This window comes from Lentilactobacillus senioris DSM 24302 = JCM 17472 (genome assembly GCF_001436555.1).
Classification (GTDB): Bacteria; Bacillota; Bacilli; order Lactobacillales; family Lactobacillaceae; genus Lentilactobacillus; species Lentilactobacillus senioris.
Map to the genome: position 1 here is coordinate 227,621 of NZ_AYZR01000008.1, position 20,386 is coordinate 248,006.

At 37.9% G+C, this 20,386-nt stretch carries 25 protein-coding genes and 1 other annotated feature; of the genes, 24 read left to right on the forward strand and 1 reads right to left on the reverse strand.

Translation table 11 applies throughout. The features are described 5' to 3' along the window. The 23 genes from FC56_RS04460 to FC56_RS04570 all read left to right on the forward strand — a co-directional run bounded on the left by FC56_RS04460 (position 1) and on the right by FC56_RS04570 (position 18,307). Entirely contained in the window at positions 1-1,044 is a 1,044-nt protein-coding gene (locus FC56_RS04460) for an L-threonylcarbamoyladenylate synthase (protein ID WP_056978185.1), read from the forward strand. A gap of 52 nt (positions 1,045-1,096) precedes the next feature. Next, complete coding sequence (gene upp / locus FC56_RS04465) at positions 1,097-1,726, forward strand: uracil phosphoribosyltransferase (protein ID WP_056978186.1); 630 nt, start codon at positions 1,097-1,099, stop codon at positions 1,724-1,726. Positions 1,727-2,032: 306 nt separating this feature from the next. After that, entirely contained in the window at positions 2,033-2,746 is a 714-nt protein-coding gene (gene atpB / locus FC56_RS04470) for a F0F1 ATP synthase subunit A (protein WP_054669047.1), read from the forward strand. A gap of 21 nt (positions 2,747-2,767) precedes the next feature. Continuing rightward, a complete protein-coding gene (atpE, locus tag FC56_RS04475; protein ID WP_054669045.1) occupies positions 2,768-2,980 on the forward strand; it encodes a F0F1 ATP synthase subunit C in 213 nt (70 codons plus the stop codon). A gap of 34 nt (positions 2,981-3,014) precedes the next feature. After that, on the forward strand, positions 3,015-3,533 hold the full coding sequence (gene atpF / locus FC56_RS04480) for a F0F1 ATP synthase subunit B (RefSeq protein ID WP_056978187.1): 519 nt from the start codon (positions 3,015-3,017) through the stop codon (positions 3,531-3,533). Next, positions 3,520-4,062, forward strand: a complete 543-nt coding sequence (gene atpH, locus FC56_RS04485) for an ATP synthase F1 subunit delta (RefSeq protein ID WP_054669044.1) — start codon at positions 3,520-3,522, stop codon at positions 4,060-4,062. Before atpF ends, atpH begins: the two co-directional genes overlap by 14 nt. Before the next feature lie 26 nt (positions 4,063-4,088). Continuing rightward, positions 4,089-5,627: a F0F1 ATP synthase subunit alpha gene (gene atpA / locus FC56_RS04490; protein ID WP_056978188.1), complete on the forward strand. Its 1,539-nt coding sequence runs from the start codon at positions 4,089-4,091 to the stop codon at positions 5,625-5,627. Between the two features lie 17 nt (positions 5,628-5,644). Continuing rightward, positions 5,645-6,547 carry a F0F1 ATP synthase subunit gamma gene (locus FC56_RS04495; protein WP_054669042.1) on the forward strand — a complete coding sequence of 301 codons (903 nt, stop codon included), beginning with the start codon at positions 5,645-5,647 and terminating at the stop codon, positions 6,545-6,547. A gap of 32 nt (positions 6,548-6,579) precedes the next feature. Continuing rightward, a complete protein-coding gene (atpD, locus tag FC56_RS04500) occupies positions 6,580-7,992 on the forward strand; it encodes a F0F1 ATP synthase subunit beta (RefSeq protein WP_056978189.1) in 1,413 nt (470 codons plus the stop codon). Between the two features lie 13 nt (positions 7,993-8,005). Further along, the gene (locus tag FC56_RS04505) at positions 8,006-8,422 is read left to right on the forward strand and encodes a F0F1 ATP synthase subunit epsilon (RefSeq protein WP_054669038.1); all 417 of its coding nucleotides are present in this window, start codon (positions 8,006-8,008) and stop codon (positions 8,420-8,422) included. A gap of 147 nt (positions 8,423-8,569) precedes the next feature. Beyond that, positions 8,570-8,800: a DUF1146 family protein gene (locus FC56_RS04510; RefSeq protein ID WP_054669036.1), complete on the forward strand. Its 231-nt coding sequence runs from the start codon at positions 8,570-8,572 to the stop codon at positions 8,798-8,800. A gap of 16 nt (positions 8,801-8,816) precedes the next feature. After that, on the forward strand, positions 8,817-10,121 hold the full coding sequence (gene murA, locus FC56_RS04515) for a UDP-N-acetylglucosamine 1-carboxyvinyltransferase (protein ID WP_056978190.1): 1,305 nt from the start codon (positions 8,817-8,819) through the stop codon (positions 10,119-10,121). A gap of 117 nt (positions 10,122-10,238) precedes the next feature. Next, entirely contained in the window at positions 10,239-11,255 is a 1,017-nt protein-coding gene (mreB, locus tag FC56_RS04520; RefSeq protein ID WP_056978191.1) for a rod shape-determining protein, read from the forward strand. A 10-nt stretch (positions 11,256-11,265) separates the two neighbouring features. Beyond that, positions 11,266-11,538 carry a membrane protein insertion efficiency factor YidD gene (yidD, locus tag FC56_RS04525; protein WP_056978192.1) on the forward strand — a complete coding sequence of 91 codons (273 nt, stop codon included), beginning with the start codon at positions 11,266-11,268 and terminating at the stop codon, positions 11,536-11,538. A 19-nt stretch (positions 11,539-11,557) separates the two neighbouring features. Beyond that, the gene (locus tag FC56_RS04530; RefSeq protein WP_054669032.1) at positions 11,558-11,779 is read left to right on the forward strand and encodes a DUF2969 domain-containing protein; all 222 of its coding nucleotides are present in this window, start codon (positions 11,558-11,560) and stop codon (positions 11,777-11,779) included. Between the two features lie 21 nt (positions 11,780-11,800). Beyond that, positions 11,801-13,003 (forward strand): FtsW/RodA/SpoVE family cell cycle protein, encoded by a 1,203-nt coding sequence (locus tag FC56_RS04535; RefSeq protein ID WP_056978193.1) that lies wholly within the window; start codon positions 11,801-11,803, stop codon positions 13,001-13,003. Positions 13,004-13,015: 12 nt separating this feature from the next. Further along, entirely contained in the window at positions 13,016-13,309 is a 294-nt protein-coding gene (locus FC56_RS04540; RefSeq protein WP_056978194.1) for a glycine cleavage system H family protein, read from the forward strand. Between the two features lie 41 nt (positions 13,310-13,350). Then, positions 13,351-13,583 (forward strand) — a binding site (T-box leader). Between the two features lie 60 nt (positions 13,584-13,643). After that, entirely contained in the window at positions 13,644-14,690 is a 1,047-nt protein-coding gene (locus FC56_RS04545) for a methionine ABC transporter ATP-binding protein (RefSeq protein WP_054669028.1), read from the forward strand. Then, positions 14,668-15,363, forward strand: a complete 696-nt coding sequence (locus tag FC56_RS04550) for a methionine ABC transporter permease (RefSeq protein ID WP_056978195.1) — start codon at positions 14,668-14,670, stop codon at positions 15,361-15,363. The genes FC56_RS04545 and FC56_RS04550 overlap by 23 nt, the downstream gene beginning before the upstream one ends. Before the next feature lie 18 nt (positions 15,364-15,381). After that, entirely contained in the window at positions 15,382-16,206 is an 825-nt protein-coding gene (locus FC56_RS04555; protein WP_054669026.1) for a MetQ/NlpA family ABC transporter substrate-binding protein, read from the forward strand. Between the two features lie 109 nt (positions 16,207-16,315). Continuing rightward, positions 16,316-16,687, forward strand: coding sequence for a GntR family transcriptional regulator (locus FC56_RS04560; protein WP_056978196.1), 372 nt, complete (start codon positions 16,316-16,318; stop codon positions 16,685-16,687). Continuing rightward, a complete protein-coding gene (locus tag FC56_RS04565; protein WP_056978197.1) occupies positions 16,684-17,562 on the forward strand; it encodes an ATP-binding cassette domain-containing protein in 879 nt (292 codons plus the stop codon). The genes FC56_RS04560 and FC56_RS04565 overlap by 4 nt, the downstream gene beginning before the upstream one ends. Then, entirely contained in the window at positions 17,552-18,307 is a 756-nt protein-coding gene (locus FC56_RS04570) for a hypothetical protein (protein ID WP_056978198.1), read from the forward strand. The genes FC56_RS04565 and FC56_RS04570 overlap by 11 nt, the downstream gene beginning before the upstream one ends. A 55-nt stretch (positions 18,308-18,362) precedes the next feature. Here FC56_RS04570 and FC56_RS04575 read toward each other — a convergent pair whose 3' ends face one another. Continuing rightward, entirely contained in the window at positions 18,363-19,070 is a 708-nt protein-coding gene (locus FC56_RS04575) for a DUF975 family protein (RefSeq protein ID WP_056978199.1), read from the reverse strand. A 143-nt stretch (positions 19,071-19,213) separates the two neighbouring features. Here FC56_RS04575 and FC56_RS04580 point away from each other — a divergent pair, with 143 nt between their 5' ends. Continuing rightward, positions 19,214-20,338: a D-alanine--D-alanine ligase family protein gene (locus tag FC56_RS04580; RefSeq protein ID WP_056978200.1), complete on the forward strand. Its 1,125-nt coding sequence runs from the start codon at positions 19,214-19,216 to the stop codon at positions 20,336-20,338. Positions 20,339-20,386 lie beyond the last annotated feature (48 nt).

Here is a 20,386-nt window from a genome sequence, read left to right on the forward strand (position 1 = left end):
ATGCAAACTAAAACATTAAATCTTGAAACAATAAGTGAAGCAGCAGAATTAATTAAAGCGGGACAGCTGGTTGCTTTTCCCACCGAAACAGTTTATGGATTAGGTGCGGATGCAACTAACGAAACCGCTGTTAAGCAAGTCTATTTAGCTAAGGGACGACCTAGTGATAATCCATTGATCGTTCATATAGCCGATGTTGAGACAGTAAAAAAGTATGCAGCTAGTTTAAGTCCAGATGCTTTAAAACTAATGGATGCTTTTTGGCCGGGACCATTAACGTTGATCTTTAAGTTAAAGCCTAACGTATTATCACCAGCGGTCACTGGCGGTTTAGACACAGCTGCCTTTAGATTTCCAGATAATCAAGCTACGTTAGCTTTGATTAAAGCCGCAGGGGTGCCAATGGTCGGTCCTTCTGCAAACACTTCTGGTAAACCTAGCCCAACTACTGCTGAGCATGTTTTACACGATTTATCTGGTAAAATTGCAGCGGTAGTTGATGACGGTCCTACCAGAGTGGGGGTGGAATCTACGGTTTTAGATATGTCAGTGGAGACGCCAACTATTTTACGACCTGGTGGAGTTAGTAAAGACGAGATTGAAGCGGTCTTAGCTCACCCTATTAATGACGAACAACACCATGTTGGAATCAAAGAAGTCCCTAAAGCTCCTGGGATGAAATATAAGCATTATGCTCCTAACGCTCAGGTTTATATCGTTGACCAACCAAATGATTGGCCAGCAGTTGTCCGCTGGATCAATCACCATCCTCAAGAAATTGTTGGGGTGATGGGGACCGATGATATTATTAATAATATTGATTGGCCTGAAAATGCACGGGTAGTATCACTAGGAGCAGACGTGCAAAGTGCTAGTCATCGCTTATTTGATGAACTTCGTGAATTTGATAATCATTCAGAAGTTAAATCTATTTTTACACAAGCGTTTGAAACGACTGGCTTAGGGGAAGCTTATATGAACAGGTTAAATAAGTCTGCTGGGCAAAGTCATTTTGACCAGCAAATGATGGAAAACGCTGATTAAATCGGTAAAGATTGTGATACAATAGTATGAAATAAAAAAGGAGTGAATGAGTTTGGGTAAGTTTCAGGTTATGGATCATCCGTTAATTCAACATAAATTAACAATGATTAGAGACAAAAATTGTGGTACTAAAGAATTTCGGGAAGTTGTTAATGAAATCGCAACTTTGATGGCTTTTGAGGTTTCTCGTGATATGCCATTAGAAGATGTTGATGTTCAAACTCCTGAAGGAATTGCCCATGCTAAACAAATTTCTGGCAAGAAGGTCGCAATTGTACCTATTTTAAGAGCCGGAATTGGAATGGTTGATGGAATTTTAAATTTAATTCCTGCAGCTAAGGTTGGCCATATTGGTATGTATCGTGATGAAGATACATTCGAACCCCACGAATATTTTGTTAAATTGCCATCAGACATTGAACAACGCCAAGTTTTTGTCGTTGATCCAATGTTAGCTACTGGTGGATCTGCCATCATGGCTATTGATGCTTTGAAAAAACGTGGTGCAAGTAACATTAAGTTTGTTTGTTTAGTTGCTGCTCCTGAAGGGGTTGCTGCTTTACAAGAAGCTCACCCAGATGTTGACATCTATACAGCTGCATTGGATGAAGGTCTTAATGATCAAGGCTACATTATTCCAGGGCTCGGAGATGCTGGAGACCGATTATTCGGAACTAAATAATTTTAAATCAAAGAAAAGGACATCTTATGATGTCTTTTTCTTTTTTTATTGACAAATGTTGATCAAACATTAATATGCATTTTTATGACCATATATTGAATATAAATACATCTTTTTGCCGCTTTTTTGTAATTTAAAAACATATTCCAAATTTGTTAATTTGCTTTGAACTTTGGTCTAGTTGGTGGTATTATTTCAAGTGTATTTGATCGCCGGTCTGGGGCAAATACTCGCATAATGAATTCGATTTGGTTTAACCATCTTGACTGACGTTGCGAAATCTATAACAGAAAGGGGTGAGAACCTATGGGAGAACCTACTTCTACTTTTACGTTTCTGGGATTAACGTTTAACGTTGGGAATCTAGTCTCAATTACCGTTGCTTGTTTGTTGGTGTTGGGGCTCGTTTTTGCATTATCACGGCAAGTAACGTTAAAACCGGGTAAAAGGCAGAATGTTTTAGAGTTTATGATTGATTTTACCAACGGAATTGTAAAAGGATCGGTTTCGGGTGAAACTGGTAAGCAGCTAGGATTATGGGCGTTCACGCTATTTTTCTTTATTTTAATTGCTAACTTACAAGGACTCTTCTTGCATGTTGACATCTCTGGTGTCGTTTATGTGAAAAGTCCAACAGCTGATCCGTTAATTACCTTGACGTTATCATTAATGACGCTGACTTTTGCTGAATTTATGGGAGTTCAAAAGTTAGGGTATAAGGATCATTTCACTAATTACCTTAAACCATTTGCGCCTTTTATCGTTCTTAATGTGTTCGAAGAATTAGCGAACTTCTTGACGTTAGGACTTCGTTTGTTCGGGAACATTTATTCCGGTGAAATGCTTTTGGGCATGATCACTAGTTTGGCAACTAAAGGAGGTCCATTAACTTGGATTGCCGTGTTGCCGGTAGAAATGGTTTGGCAAGGCTTCTCAGTCTTTCTTGGGTGTATTCAAGCGTATGTGTTTGTTACACTATCATCTGTATATATTTCTCGGAAAATTGAAATCGAGGAATAAAAATTTAGGAGGTTTTTTATTATGGGTGTAATTGCAGCTGCTATTTGTATGTTTGGTGCCGCTATCGGTGCGTGTGTTGGTGATGCTATGGTTATTTCAAAGACTTTGGAAGGCATGACTCGCCAACCAGAATTATCTGGTCAATTACGGACTACAATGTTTATTGGTGTTGGTCTTGTTGAAGCTATGCCAATTATTTCCTTCGTTGTGGCATTGTTACTTATGAACAAGTAATAATTTTAAATTTAAACGAAGGAGGTGCCAATAGATGTTTACGTTTTCTGTAGTTGGAGCTCAACTTTATTATGGTGATATGCTCTATATCATGGTCAGTTTCTTAATCTTAATGTGGTTAATTAAAGTCTTGGCTTGGAAACCAATCACTAAGATGATGAAAGACCGGTCTGATAAGATCGCCAATGATATTGATTCTGCTGAAAAGTCTAAGGCTGATGCTTCAAAACTTGCCAGTCAACGACAAGCTGAATTGGCGAATACTCGTCAAGAAGCAACTGGGATCATCAATGATGCAAAGCAAACTGGTCAAAAGCAACACGATCAAATTATTGAAGATGCTCACAATGATGCTGCTAATATGAAAGTCGCCGCAGAAAAGGATATCGAGCAACAACGACAAGAAGCTTTGGCTAACTCTAAGAAAGACGTTGCTAGTCTATCTATTGAAATTGCTTCCAAGATCATTACCAAAGAACTTAATGCGGATGATCAAAAAGCGCTCATTGATTCTTATATCGAAGGGTTGGGGAAGCCAAATGAGTCAAGATAGAATTGGAATTGCAAAGAAATATGCAAATGCCATTTTGGCAGTCTTAAAAGAGACTAACGATGTCGAATCCGAAAGACCGGAATTACTATCCTTGGGTCAAATCTTCTCTGAGAACCCTCAATTGGGATCGGTTTTAGATGATAACGCCGTAAAACCTGAAGTAAAATCTGCTTTGCTTGCGCCTATCGAGAAACAAGCATCTGCTTTTACTAAGAAGTTATTAGAAGTTATTAAGCAAAACCGACGTTTTCCCGATTTGGCGTTAATTATTGATGAATTTGAAAAAGCCGCTGAAGCTGATGCTCAGGTGGTTCGAGCTGAGGTAACGTCTGCTACAGAATTAGATGCTGATCAAAAAGCTAAGATTGAAGCTGCGTTTGCTAAGCGAGTAGGTGCTCAAAAGGTAATTTTGACCACTAAAGTGGATTCATCAATTATTGGAGGACTAGTAATGCGTTCCAACGATACAATTATTGACGGAAGCGTTAGATCTAGAATCGACAAAGTTAAGAAGTTGTTATTGAACTAACGATATCTATTAAAGAGGTGAATTTTATGAGCATTAAAGCTGAGGAAATCAGTGCTCTAATCAAGCAACAGCTGCAAGGCTATAATAATGAACTCGATGTTGAAGAAACAGGTATCGTTACGTACATTGGTGATGGTATTGCCCGCGCTCACGGGCTCGAGAATGCCTTGTCAGGTGAATTGCTTGAATTTTCAAATGGTGTTTATGGAATGGCTCAAAACCTTGAAACCAATGATGTTGGTATTATGATTTTGGGTGACGATACGGGAATTCGCGAAGGCGATTCCGTTAAACGAACTGGTCGAATCATGGAAGTTCCTGTTGGGGATGCCATGGTAGGTCGGGTTGTTAATTCAATTGGTGAACCAATTGATGGTAAAGGGGCTATTAAAGCTGACGATCATAAACCAATCGAACATAAAGCTCCTGGTATTATGGACCGGCAATCAGTTAGTGAACCACTTCAAACTGGTATTAAAGCCATTGATTCACTTGTTCCAATTGGACGAGGACAACGTGAATTGATCATTGGTGACCGTAAGACTGGTAAAACTTCTATTGCGATTGACACCATTTTGAATCAAAAAGATCAAGATATGATCTGTATTTACGTAGCTATCGGTCAAAAGGAATCAACTGTCCGGGCTTCCGTAAATACTTTAGAACAATACGGTGCTATGGACTACACTATCGTAATTTCAGCGGGTCCTTCTGAACCTGCTTCATTACTTTATATTGCTCCTTATGCCGGTGCTACTATGGGTGAATATTTCATGAACAAAGGTCAACACGTTTTGATCGTGTATGATGATCTTTCAAAGCAAGCCAATGCTTATCGTGAACTTTCCTTGATTCTTCGTCGGCCTCCTGGACGGGAAGCATATCCTGGTGATATCTTCTATACTCATTCACGTCTATTGGAACGGGCTGCTAAGTTGAGTGACAAATTGGGTGGTGGTTCAATGACTGCCTTACCAATCGTTGAAACTCAAGCGGGGGATGTTTCTGCATATATTCCAACCAACGTTATTTCTATCACTGATGGTCAAATCTTCTTGAATTCAGACATGTTCTATTCAGGGGTACGGCCAGCCGTTGATGCCGGGACTTCAGTTTCTCGGGTTGGTGGGGATGCCCAAATTAAAGCTATGAAGAAGGTTGCCGGAACATTACGTTTGGACTTGGCTTCTTATCATGAATTGGAATCATTTGCTCAATTCGGCTCTGATTTGGATGCAGCTACCCAAGCTAAATTAAATCGTGGTGCTCGAACTGTGGAAGTTCTTAAACAACCACTTCATTCACCACTTCCCGTTGAAAAACAAGTATTGATTCTCTATTGCTTGACTCACGGTTATTTAGATAAAGTTGAATTGGACGATATCGAACAATATCAAAATGAACTTTTTGCTTACTTTGATAGTAACTATTCTGATTTATTGGCTGAAATTGCTAAGACTGGTCAATTACCAGATACAGATAAATTAGATGCAGGCATTAAAGAATTCAGTCAAACTTTTGAACCTAAAAAAACAGATGAGTCAGCAGCTGTAGTCAACGATTAAAAAGGAGGGCGAGAATAATGGGCGCATCGTTAAACGATGTCAAACATCGAATTGCATCTACTAAAAAAACACGGCAGATTACCAATGCGATGGAAATGGTTTCACAATCAAAGTTAAACCAAATTCTCAAGCATACCAAGAATTATGATGTGTATGCTAGCCAAGTTAAATCCGTCGTTTATCATTTGGCTCAAGCCCACATGTTCGACGATTTGGCTAAATCCTCCGATCAAGATGCAGCAAATACGACTAAAAGAAGTGCTTACTTGGTGATTACTTCTGATCGTGGAATGGTTGGTAGCTACAATAGTAATGTCTTGCGTGAAACCAACCAATTCATTAAAGAGCATAGCCAAGGAAATGACTACCAAATTTTAGCAGTTGGTGGAACTGGTGCTGATTTTTATAAAAAGCAAGGCGCTAACGTAACGTTTGAATATCGTGGAGTTAGTGATGTTCCTACTTTTGATGAAATTAGAAGCATTGTTAAAACATTAACGACTCGCTTTGAGGATAATCAATTTGATGAGCTTTATGTTTGTTATGAACATTTTGTTAACCGAATTACCTCATCATTCCGAGCTGAAAAAATGCTACCAATTGATGGTGAGGCTTTGAATACCGAAGCTTCTAAATCAGTTGAAGTGATAAACATGCACACCGAATATGATGTAGAACCATCTAATCAAGCAGTTTTAGATGCCATTTTACCGCAATATTCTGAAAGTCTAGTTTACGGTGCCATTTTGGATGCTAAGACCGCTGAACACGCTTCTAGCTCTACTGCCATGAAGTCAGCTTCTGATAACGCTGATGATTTAATTGGCCGTTTGGAACTACAGTTTAACCGTGCTCGGCAAGCTGCTATCACTACTGAAATCACTGAAATTACTGGTGGTCAAGAAGCGCTTAGTCAATAGTCAAATTTTTATAAATAGAGGAGTTAATACACATGAGTACTGGTAAAGTTATTCAAGTTATCGGACCCGTTGTTGATGTTGAATTCTCCTTGGATGAAAAACTTCCAGAAATTAATACTGCTTTGGTAATTCACGAAAGTGAAGACAAAGATCTCGTGGTCGAAGTTGCGTTGGAACTTGGTGATGGGGTTGTTAGAACTATCGCCATGGACGGAACTGATGGTTTACGTCGTGGGATGGATGTTGAAAATACCGGAGCATCTATTAGTGTTCCCGTGGGTAAAGATACCTTGGGACGGGTGTTTAACGTTCTTGGTGATCCAATTGATGGCGGTCCTGATTTTGGACCGGATGCAGAACGGTGGCCTATTCACCGGGACGCACCTAAATACGATGAATTAAGTCCATCGACTGAAATTTTGGAAACTGGAATTAAAGTTATCGACTTGCTTGAACCATACATTCGTGGTGGTAAAGTTGGGTTGTTCGGTGGTGCCGGTGTTGGTAAGACCGTTTTAATTCAAGAATTAATCCATAATATTGCCCAAGGTCATAATGGTATTTCTGTCTTTACCGGGGTTGGTGAACGAACCCGTGAAGGTAATGATATGTACTATGAAATGAAAGAATCAGGTGTTTTGGAAAAAACTGCCATGGTTTATGGGCAAATGAATGAACCTCCTGGAGCTCGTATGCGAGTTGCATTAACCGGTTTGACTATTGCGGAATACTTCCGTGATGTTGCTGGTCAAGACGTGTTGTTATTTATTGATAACATCTTCCGGTTTACCCAGGCCGGGTCAGAAGTTTCTGCCTTGCTTGGCCGAATTCCATCTGCCGTTGGTTATCAACCAACTTTGGCAACTGAAATGGGTCAATTACAAGAACGAATTACTTCTACCAATAAAGGGGCGATCACCTCTATTCAAGCCGTTTACGTTCCTGCCGATGATTATACAGATCCTGCTCCGGCAACTACTTTTGCCCATTTGGATGCTACTACTAACTTGGAACGTTCATTGACTCAACAAGGGATCTATCCTGCCGTTGATCCATTGGCTTCTACTTCATCTGCCCTTGATCCACATATTGTTGGTGAAGAACATTATGAAGTGGCTACAGAAGTTCAACATATTTTGCAACGTTACCGTGAATTGCAAGATATCATTTCCATCTTAGGGATGGATGAACTTTCTGATGAAGAAAAAACGATTGTTAACCGGGCTCGTAGAATTCAATTCTTCTTGTCCCAAAGTTTCTCAGTTGCGGAACAATTTACTGGTTTACCTGGTAAATACGTTACTGTTGATCAGACCGTTCAAGGCTTCAAGGAAATCTTAGAAGGTAAGTATGATGATCTTCCAGAAGATGCCTTTAGAAACTGTGGCCCTATTGAAGACGTGGTAGCTAACGCTAAAAAAATGCAAGCAAACGTAAATAACTAAGGAGGGATTTTGAATGGCTGAAAATTCAGTTATTGAAGTTAGTATTGTAACTCCTGATGGTAAAGTTTACGCAGAAAATGCAAAAATGTTAGTGGTCACTACCAAAGTAGGCCAACTAGGAATCATGGCAGACCATGTTCCCTTAATTGCCAACTTAGATGTTGACCAAGCACGAATTGAACGTGATGGTAAGACTGATATAGTTGCTGTTAATGGTGGGTTTATTGAATTTGCAGATAATCATGCAACCATCGTTGCGGATTCAGCAGAAAATCAAAGTGATATTGATGTGGCTAGAGCAGAAAATGCAAAGGCTAGAGCTGAAAAACATATTCAAGAAGCCAAAGTTCAACACGATACCGATAGCTTGGCGAGAGCTCAAGTGGCATTGCGTAAAGCGGTTAACCGAATTAACACTTCTAAAATTTAGCAACTAAATTAGGCTCAAATTAAAAGTTCAACCTAGGATTAATTTTAATCTTAGGTTGGGCTTTTTCTTTTTGTTAAGAGTTCAAAAAAAAGCTGATTTGTAAACCTTTATGTGGTATATTGAGAACGTTAACCGGAGGATTAAAATATGAAAATAGTAGGAATTCAAGCTCTGATAACTTTAATTTCTTATGTAGGATTTATTGGGCTTGCATTTTGGAGTATTCAAGATTTACATATTGAACGTTTTATTCCAATGCGAGCAGCTCAGGGCAAATTATTAATTGTTTTATTATCAGTAGTAATTGGTTATAGTACCAGTTCATTTTTTCTCTCGTTAATTGATAATATTCGGAATTTAATTTTTCTTGTAAAATAACCTGGAGGTATTTGTTGTGGAAAAAATCATTGTACATGGCGGTAACCGGTTGGCGGGAACGGTACATATTGACGGTGCTAAAAATGCTGTTTTACCGATCCAAGCAGCTATGATTTTAGCTAGTGAAGGTACCAGTGAATTATCTAATGTTCCATTGCTATCAGATGTTTACTTAATGAATAAAGTGCTAGAGTTCGTTAATATTGATGTTGATTTTGCAGAAGATAAAAACACAATTACTTTTGATGCCACTAAAGAACTATCTAGTGAAGCCCCTTTTGAATACGTAGCTAAAATGCGGGCTTCAATTGTTGTTATGGGACCTCTTTTGGCTCGTTTAGGACATGCCAAAGTTGCTTTACCTGGTGGTTGTGCTATTGGTTCACGTCCAATTGACCTTCATTTAAAAGGCCTTCAGGCTTTAGGTGCTGATATTAACCAACACGACGGTTACGTTGAAGCATCAGCTCCTAATGGATTAACTGGTGCAACTATCTATCTAGACTTCCCAAGTGTGGGTGCTACCCAAAACATCATGATGGCTGCTACTTTAGCCAAGGGAACTACAACTATTCAAAACGTTGCTAGAGAACCAGAAATTGTTGATTTGGCTAACGTATTGAATAAAATGGGGGCCAAGGTTTATGGTGCCGGAACAGAACAACTTCGAATTGAAGGGGTAGACAAGATGCATGGAACTACCCATCGTGTAGTTCAAGACCGAATCGAAGCTGGAACTTTTATGATTGCAGCGGCCTTAACTCAAGGGGATGTCTTGATTGAAGGCGCAATTGCTGAACATAACAAACCATTGATTTCTAAGATGATGGAAATGGGAGTTCAGGTGACTGAAACCAACGATGGTATTCGGATAGTGGGGCCCAAAGAATTAAAGGCCACCGACGTTAAGACAATGCCTCATCCAGGTTTTCCAACGGACATGCAACCTCAAATGACGATTTTGCAATTAGCTGCTAATGGTAGTAGTTCTATGACTGAAAACGTATTTGAAAATCGCTTTATGCATTTAGAAGAATTAAGACGGATGAATGCTCAATATACGATTTCTGGCAAAACAGTTGTAATGGACGGTCCTACTGATTTTAATGGTGCTGAAGTTGCAGCTACTGACTTGCGGGCTGCTGCTGCATTAGTATTAGCCGGTTTAGTTGCTAAGGGATATACTCAGGTTTGCAATTTAAACTATTTGGATCGTGGTTATCATGATTTCCATAAAAAATTATCAGCTCTAGGTGCTGAAATTAAGCGAGTAGACGTTAGTGACGAACAAGTAGTAATTAATAATCCAGTTGCTAAATAATATTTAGGGCCGAGAATAATCTCGGCTTTTTTATTTACAGAACATTAAACATGTTAACGTCTTGAATATGATATAATTATTGATTGAGATTAAAGAACTTTTGGAGGACTTTCTTAGATGGCAAAAGATATTGGAATTGATTTAGGAACGGCTAACGTACTTATTTACGTTGCTGGAAAAGGAATCGTGTTAAATGAGCCATCGGTGGTTGCAATTGACACTAAAACAGGTAAAGTGCTAGCCGTTGGTGAGGAAGCTTACAAAATGGTTGGTAGAACGCCAAGCAATATTCGGGCAATTCGGCCGTTACGGGATGGCGTTATTTCAGACTTTGATATCACCGAAGAAATGTTGACTTATTTCATTAATAAATTAAACGTGAAGGGCTTTATGTCCCGGCCTAAGATTATGATCTGTGCACCAACTAACGTTACGGAAATTGAAAGAAACGCAATTACCCAGGCTGCAGAAAAAGCTGGTGGTGGTACTGTCTACTTAGAGGAAGAACCTAAAGTAGCTGCAGTAGGTGCTGGAATGGATATTTTCCAACCAAGAGGCAACATGGTAATTGATATGGGTGGTGGAACTAGTGATATCGCCGTTTTATCATTAGGTGACGTAGTTTCTAGTAAATCAATTAGAGTTGCCGGAGATAAAATGAATTCTGAAATTGTGGCGTTCATTAAGCAACACCATGGTTTACAAATTGGGGAACACACTGCTGAGAAGATCAAGATTGAAATTGGGACTGCTAGACCATCTGAGGACAATGTTAAAGAAATGGAAGTCCGTGGTCGAGACACGGTTAGCGGGATGCCTAGGGCCGTTACTATTACTAGTAATGAAATCGCCGAAGCAATCCAAGATACCATTCAATTGATTATTGACGGCGCTAAAGAAGTATTGGAAGTTACACCTCCAGAATTAGCATCTGATATTGTTGACCGTGGAGTAATGTTAACTGGTGGTGGAGCCTTATTGGCTGATATTGACCAAGTTATTGCGGATGCTTTAAGCTTGCCAGTGATTATTTCTGAAAACCCACTAGATAACGTTGCTAAGGGTGCTGGAATCTTATTAGAACACTATAATAAGGACGGAAAGCCAAAAGCTAAAGCTGAAAAGAGCAAATAAGAGGTAAAACTTGAAAAAGATAATGATTGGGATGGTTCATGACTATCAACGGTATATTTCACCGTTATTTCCACCGTCATGTCGTTATTATCCAACTTGCAGCAATTATATGATCCAAGCAATTCAAAAGCACGGTGCTATTAAAGGCGTTTTAATGGGCAGTGCCCGGATTTTAAGGTGTCATCCCTTCGTTAAAGGGGGATATGATCCGGTGCCGGATCACTTTTCTCTGCGGAGAAATAAAGAAGCTGCAAGTAAGTATCGAAAAGAAATGCGACTATAATTACAAGTAGGAGTTGTAAATGAGTAAAGCAAAAAAGAGTATTGAAGTAGAAATTACTGAAAAAAAAGCGGGTAATGGCAAGACTGTTTCCGAAGTTTACATTGGAAAACAGTTCCTAGGTAACGTTAGAGAAGACGATAATAAGTTTTTGATGACTACCGCAAAAAATGAAAGCTTTAAGGTTAATAGCTTCGATGAGGGTATTCAAGAACTTATCAAGGAATTTCACTTGCATCACTAAAAGTGGAAAGGAAGTGACGGTTTGGAAAATACACGCAGTCGAAAAGACGAAGACGAGTCACGAATTGATTGGGGAATAATTTTTTGTGTTTTAATGCTAGCTTTGATTGGGTTGGGTTCTATTTATGTAGCAGCCTCTCACGATTCTAGTTCTACTAGCGTGGTTAAAGCAGTATCTTCTCAGTTGATTTGGTATGTACTAGGAATTATTGCAGTTGCCATAATCATGCAGTTTGATTCAGAGCAGTTGTGGAAAATTGCCCCTTACGTTTATTGGCTTGGAATTGGTTTGTTGGTGGCCGTGCTATTCTTCTACAGTCGTGCTTATGCGGCGAATACGGGTGCCAAAAGTTGGTTTGCGCTGGGGCCGTTTACGTTTCAGCCGTCTGAGGTAATGAAGCCGGCCTATATTTTGATGATGGCCAAGGTAATTGTTGAGCATAATGATGAACATCCGTTAAGAACGACGAAAAGTGACTGGATCTTATTAGGTAAAATGGCGCTTTGGACTTTGCCAGTGGTTGCCTTGCTTAAATTGCAAAATGATTTTGGTACAATGTTAGTTTTCTTTGCTATCTTGGGAGGATTAATTCTTGTTTCCGGAATTACCTGGAAAATTATTTTGCCGGCGTTCATACTTATTGCTGGAATTGGCGGAACCGCATTGAGCTTAGTGGTTACCGATTCTGGTCGAAAAATCTTAGAGCATTTTGGTTTTCAAGCTTATCAATTTTCACGAGTTGATACTTGGCTGCATCCTTCATCGGATACAACCAATCAAGGGTATCAATTATGGCAAAGTATTAAAGCCATCGGCTCTGGCGGTTTGTTTGGTAGCGGATTTAATCAGTCACACGTTTATGTTCCGGTGCGAGAATCGGATATGATTTTTTCCGTGATTGGTGAGAATTTTGGATTTATCGGCAGTGCTATCTTGATTTTGTTGTACCTACTGTTAATTTATCAAATGATTAAAGTGACCTTCGATACCCGAAATGTTTTTTATGCCTATATTTCTACCGGGGTCATTATGATGATTATTTTCCACGTTTTTGAAAACGTGGGGATGAGTATTGGACTGTTACCGTTAACTGGTATTCCGTTGCCATTTGTAAGTGCAGGGGGATCGGCGTTAATTGGGAACATGATCGGAATTGGATTAATTATGTCCATGCAGTATCATAATAAGAGTTACATGTTTGGCCAAGATAAAGAATTTTCTTAGGAGGCAAAAACCATGGAAACAAAATATTATTGGATGAATGAAGTTGATGGAGTAACTACAATTGGGCTAAGTCAAACTGGGCGCGATGAATTTGGTAACATTAGTTTTGCGACCCTGCCTAAAGTGGATAGCACTTTAGCAGAAGGGGATACGTTGTTAAACATCGAAGCTGATAAAGCCGTTTCTGATTTGGCTACCCCAATTGCTGGTAAAGTTATTGAGATCAATCAAGAACTCAAAGCTAATCCGGATTTATTAAACAGTGATGATCAAGGTATTTCGTGGATTGCTAAAATTAAGGCTTGACGAATAAATAAAATGTAAGTAGAATTGGACCCAATAATTATTAAGAGCAAATGAAAAGATGAGTAGAAGATGTGAAGTCGTTTAGAGAGCTTGGTAAGGTGAAAGCAAGCCGATGGATATTTTCGAATATGGTCTTTGATATTGCGTTTATTGATGAACTTGCGCAAGTAAATTAATAATGGTTGACGTTCATTACTACGTTATTAGAGAACTTTTAAGGCTGAATTTAAATTCAGTAAACAAAGGTGGTACCGCGAGGTCTTTCGCCCTTTGATTGCAATAAGCAATTGGGGCGAAAGACCTTTTTTTATTTTAATAGTTAAGAGGTGAGATCATGATTGAATTTAAGCATGTTTCTAAAGTATATCAAAAAGCAAATACGAAATTGGTAGCCAATGATGACATCAGTTTTACCATTCCTAACGGTCAAATTTTTGGGTTAATTGGTTTTTCTGGAGCCGGTAAAAGTACTTTAGTTAGGCTTTTAGCCGGATTAGAGGTTCCTACCAGTGGTGAAATTTTAATTGATAACGTGAATTTGAACGAATTAAAAGGCAAAGTTCTACGCGAAAAACGTCAAAAGATTGGCATGATTTTTCAGCATTTTAATTTATTATGGTCTCGCACTGTAATTGAAAACGTAATGTTGCCCCTAGAAATTGCTGGGTTAGCTAAAGAAAAACGAAAGCAGCGAGCAACAGAACTATTATCGCTAGTAGGATTAGCAGATAAAGCCACTGCTTATCCAGCAGAATTATCAGGAGGACAAAAACAGCGGGTAGGAATTGCTAGAGCGCTAGCTAATAATCCGGATATTTTAATTTCTGATGAAGCAACTAGTGCTTTAGATCCAGAAACTACCAATGAAATTTTAGATTTGTTAGTGGATATTAACCAACGATTGCAAATAACAATTTTACTAATTACTCACGAAATGCACGCAGTGGCAAAAACTTGTCAAGAAGTAGCAGTGATGCAAGCGGGAAAAATTGTAGAAAGCGGCCGGGTTAGCCAAGTTTTTAAGCATCCACAACAGGCAATTACCAAACAATTTGTTAACGAAGAATTTCATGATGAGTTTAATGTTTCAAACTTAGATTTAGATGCTAGAACTGAACTAGCTACTGGGCAAGTTGTGAGATTAACTTTTCATGGGACTCAAGCCAGTTTACCAATTGTTAGTGATGTGATTCGGCAATTTTCCGAATTAACCGTCAATATTTTTCAGGGTAGTATCAAGCAGACTCGAGATGGAGCAATTGGCATGTTAGATTTAGAGTTAATTGGTTCAGATAATGAGGTCATGAAGGTGTTAGATTATCTGGCAACTAAGGATGTGGAAAGTGAGGTGCTTAAAAATGATGGACGCCACCGGAATTAAATCCTATTTTCAATTTCAAAATGTAGATTGGCAAGCAATGCGATCAGCTACCTGGGAAACGATCTGGATGACTGTAGTAGCAGCTATTCTGGTAGTAATTATTGGTTTACTATTGGGGTTACTTTTATACCAAACTCGCAATTCACAAAATGGGTTGTTAAGAATTTTGAACTGGATAGTTAGCTTATTAGTGAACGTTTTTCGGTCCATTCCGTTTATTATCTTAATTGTCTTGTTACTTCCAGTTACCAAGGACATTATCGGAACCATTATTGGTCCTAAGGCTGCCATTCCATCACTAGTGATAAGTGCCGCTCCATTTTACGCTAGAATGGTCGAAGCTAATCTGCGAGACATAGACTCTGGGGTTATTGAAGCGGTAACTACAATGGGAGCATCTAACTGGGAAGTTGTTACTAAGGTATTATTACCAGAGAGTAAGCCGGCTTTGATTGCGGGAGCCACGGTAACTACGATTTCATTAATTTCATATTCAGCGATGGCAGGGGCGATTGGCGCTGGTGGTCTTGGTAACTTAGCGTATTTAGATGGTTTTCAGTCAAATAATAATACTGTGACGTTAGTGGCTACGGTGATTATTGCCTGCATTGTGTTTATAGTTCAATTCATAGGGGATCGTTGGGTCAAAGCGATTGATAAGCGAACGATTTAAATATTGGAGGAGTTCTACATGAAAAAAAGATATTTAGCAGCAATTGGCTTAGGGTTAGCACTATTATTAACTGGTTGTGGTAAATCCAATCAGAGTAAGTCTCAAACAACTCTAACCGTGGGGGCGTCTAATATTCCTCACTCTCAAATTTTGCAACATGTTAAACCTGAGTTAAAAAAGGAAGGTATTGATCTTAAGATCGTTACTTTTCAAGATTATGTAATGCCCAATAAAGCATTAGCTAGTAAGGCATTAGACGCTAATTATTTCCAACATGAACCGTTTTTAAAACAGTGGAACCATGACAACCAGCAGAATTTGGTGAACGTTGGAAGTATTCATTTAGAGCCGATTGGAATTTATTCCAAAAAGGCTAAAAGTTTAAAGGATTTAAAACCAAATTCAACTATCTTAGTTAGCAATAGTACTGCTGATTATGGGCGAGTACTTCAGTTATTTAAGGATGCGAGACTAATTACATTGAAGAAGGGCGTAGATGTTACGACCGCTACTTTCGATGATATTGCTAGTAATCCTAAGCACCTTAAATTTAAGCATAACTACGAGCCTAAATTAATGGCCCAGATTTACCAAGGAGGCGAAGGCGACGCAGTAGTTATTAATTCTAACTACGCTGTTCAAGCTAAGCTAGATCCTAGAAAAGATGCCATTGCGTTAGAGAAAGATACCTCACCATATGCTAATATTGTTGCTGTTAGAAAAGCTGATCAAAATAAGCCAGCTATCAAGAAATTGGTCAAGGCATTAAAATCTAAGAGCACGCAAAAATGGATTAATCAAAATTACAAAGGTGCGGTTCTCCCAATTTCGTCTAGTAAATAAATAGAGGTAAAAAATCGAAAGAGTAAATCTTTCGATTTTTTATTGACTCAATAGGTTTAACGCTTTATAGTTAGTTACATGAGTGATTAACCAAATAAGGAGGGATGAAATGTTCGATTTTGATTTTAATAGTGGGGAGCCAATTTATCGGCAAGTGGCGGAACAAATTGAAGAAGCCATTATTAATGGTAGTTTTCCAGAAGGAACTCAAATACCATCGACCACGGAAATATCGAACCAATTCCATATCAACCCTGCAACCGTTTTGAAGGGAATGAATATGTTAGTAGCTAATGGCTTAATCGAAAAAAAGCGGGGAGTCGGCATGTTTGTCGTTCAAGGAGCTCAAGAAACGGTTAAGGGTGCTAGACGAGCTACCTTTTTTGAAAAAGAAATTCAAACTTTAGTAAAACAAGCTAAAAGTTTAAGTATCTCGGAAACCGAACTACTAAAAATGATATCTAAGGGGTATGAGCAATGAGTGTTTTAGATGTAAGCCATATTAGCAAATCATTTGGCAATCAAACAATTTTAAACGATGTTAACTTGAGTTTTAGTGGTAATAAAATTTATGGTTTATTGGGGCGTAATGGCGCCGGCAAGAGTACGCTACTAAATATTATTACTAATAGATTACTTCCTAATGGTGGGAAAGTTACGATTAATGGCGATACGGTTGATAACAACGATGAGGCTTTAAGTCATTTATTCTTGATGAGTGAAGTAAATATGTATAGTAACGGTTCTAAGCTTAGTAAAATTATTGATGATACTGAGTTATTGTACGGTTCAATAGATCGTCAACTGGTTACTGAGTTAGCAAATAAATTTGAATTGGACTTAAACCAAAGATTTGGCAAATTGTCCACTGGGTACCGGTCTATTTTTAAATTGATTTTAGCTTTATGTTTGCCGGTAGAATATGTTTTACTAGATGAACCGGTTTTAGGATTGGACGCTAGCCATAGAGAATTGTTTTATTCAGAAATGTTAAAAACGTATGCAGATCAACCACGAAATTTTATTATTTCCACTCACTTAATTGAAGAAATTGCAACTATTATTAGCGACGTAATTGTATTGGATAACGGTCATGTATTGCTACACGATACAGCGGAAAATGTTTTGGCACAGTCATCAGTGGTAGTAGGACCCAAAGCAGATGTTGAACAATATACTCAAGATCTCAATGTAATCGGAAAGGAATCTATCGGACAGTTAGCTGCATTTTACATCTACGGTGAACTAAACGATAGACCAATTCCCGACACGGTAAAAATTTCGCCAGTTGATTTACAAAAGATCTTTATCTTCTTAACTAATTATACAAACGGAGGTAACGGGAGTGAAAAATAAGGTAGTATCCAAATATTTATTCCAGAAACATATTAAATTATTAGCCGTTGCATACTTATATGCTCTTATCATTTTAGTAGTGATGCCGATATTTTTTGCTATTATTAGCGGTACTTTTGGGACGTTTTCTATTAGTAACACCATCGAAAATAGTAATGTTGGATTCATTACAACATTGATATTAGGTGGGATGGCATTATTATCATATGAGGATTATAAATTTCTAATTCAAAACGGAATTTCTCGCAATACTTATTTTAAGAATCAAATTAGTTCGTACGGTGCTATTATTTTGATTGGGGCTGTGATTGATGAGCTTTATTATCTAGCTATGCATTTCTTTTTAAACGGTACTAATTTTTATCAGGGATGTTATAGTGATTTTATTTCTAATGGATTTTTAAATGAGATAGTGGGATTTTGCTACCATCTTCTATGGCTGGTTGCAGTAGTTACTTCTGCTTTGGCAGTAGGCTCATTTTTATCATTATTCTCTAAAAGAGTTCAACGGCTAATTATTATTTGTGGTTTTGTAGCGATGATAGTATTAATGGGTATTGTTAGTTCTTCTATAAGTACAATTGCTGTTACCTGGATAGATGATTTTATTAAATTTATTTTAGGCTACCAGGGGCAAAGAACTGTTACTCCTGTATATTCCATGCTGTTTTTCTTTATTTGGTCAGTGATAATGATTGGGTTTAGTCACATCTTTTATAATCGCAAACAAATCAAACGAGTTTAAATAAAAAACGGGATTCAATACTCAAAAGTATTGAATCCCGTTTTAATTTGATTAATTAACTAGCTAGCTGAATATTAGCATCAGCAATTAGATGCCGATAGAAGTTAGAATACGTAGCCGAAGCATAAGGAATGACCCAAATCAATCCAATTCCTAATGTTAGAAATCCTAAAAGATACCAACCAATAAAACTAATTTGTAAGACGAAGTAATCCCACTTGTGACCGTTCATTAGTCGACGACTTTCGGTAATGCAGTCTAAGTAACTAACGTTTTGATCACCAGCATCTACATGGCTTTTGTAAACTAAAAAGGCTTGGGAATAAGAATATCCTTTAATAATACCGGGAATAACCAATAATAAAGACCAAAAGAATATAAAGATGGTTTTTAAAACAAAGATAGCTAATGTAGATGTAAAGTATTTTTTGGTGAACACCATAAAGCTAGTTTTAGCTGGACTAGATGGTTGCTGGTTGGAATTTAACCAATCTAGGTAACCATATGATGCTGCTACAGCTACAAATGTGGATAAGGTAGATAATAGAAAAATAATGACTTGATACTTACCACTAAAATTAGTAACAACGTTGTTGCCATTATCCAATTGTACTTGGCTTTGATAGTAACTCTGAACCATAGTACTTAAAACATCAAAAATGTAAATTCCTAAGGCCATTAAAATAGCAACACCCCATTTGTGAGAAAATAGGCGTTTGACCTCTTGCTTTAATTGCCCACGGACAATATCTTCTGTATTCATAAACGATCCTCCTCAACGATTAATTTTACCATAGTTAAGAAATTATGATAAATAGTGTTTGTTTTTGACGCTTAGACGGTCATTAAGGTAAAATTCATGTTATACTTAAGATTCTGAAATATATACGAATAGGATGAGCAATCATGGAAAATAAAGAAAAGTTACGAGTAGCACTCTTATTTGGAGGTAACTCCTCTGAACACGACGTTTCAAAGCGTTCTGCACACAATATTTACGATGCAATGGACAAAGATAAATACGATGTTGCTTTGTTCTTAATGACCAAAAATGGAATCTTTTTGTCTGAAGAAGCTTCTAAGCGAGTTTTTGATGGCGAACCAGAAGATCAAGTAGTGGCAGAAGAACTTCCTAAATTAGATATGAGTAATCCATTGGCTCCAATCATTAACTTGGGTAATACGGAAAATATTGATGTCTTTTTCCCAATTATTCACGGTAATCTAGGAGAAGATGGAACTATTCAAGGCCTACTAAGATTACTTAACAAACCTTATGTAGGAAGCGAAGTTTTAGGATCTGCAATGTCATTTGATAAGGATATTACTAAAAAAATCCTTAACTTAGCAGGTGTTAGAAACACAGATTATGTTTTATTAACTCCCCAAACTGCAGAACGTTATACTTATCAAGAATTAGCTGATAAATTAACTCCAACACTATTTGTTAAACCAGCTAACCAAGGTTCCTCTGTTGGGATCCACATGGTTACCTCAGAAGCAGAATACACTTCAGCATTAGAAGATGCATTTAGATATGATGATAAAGTCTTGGTTGAAGAAGCCATTCAAGGACCTGAAGAATTAGAAATTTCTATTCTGGGAAATTATCATCCAATTGCTTCAGTAGTTGGCGCAATTAAAGTTCCATCAGAAGACGAATTCTATACTTACGATAATAAATTCGTGGATGCTAGCCAAGTGATTTTTGATATCCCAGTTGACATCCCAGTTGAATTATCTCAAGAAATTACTGAAATGGGCTTAAATGCATTTAAGGCATTGGGCTTACGTGGCCTTGCTCGTATTGATTTCTTAGTTTCTGAAGATGGCGTTCCTTACTTAGGTGAAGTTAACACCTTGCCTGGTTTTACTAACATTAGTTTGTACCCTCAAATGTGGGAAAAATCCGGTATCTCATACGTTGAATTAATCGACCGCCTAATTCGGTTGGCTGAAGATGAATATGATCACCAAGCTAAAATCCTTCATGACTTTAAGGCTTTGGATCCTAAAGATCAAGATATTTAAATATGTTAAAATTGAGACGATACTAATCGTCTCTTTTTTTTGGAGGAA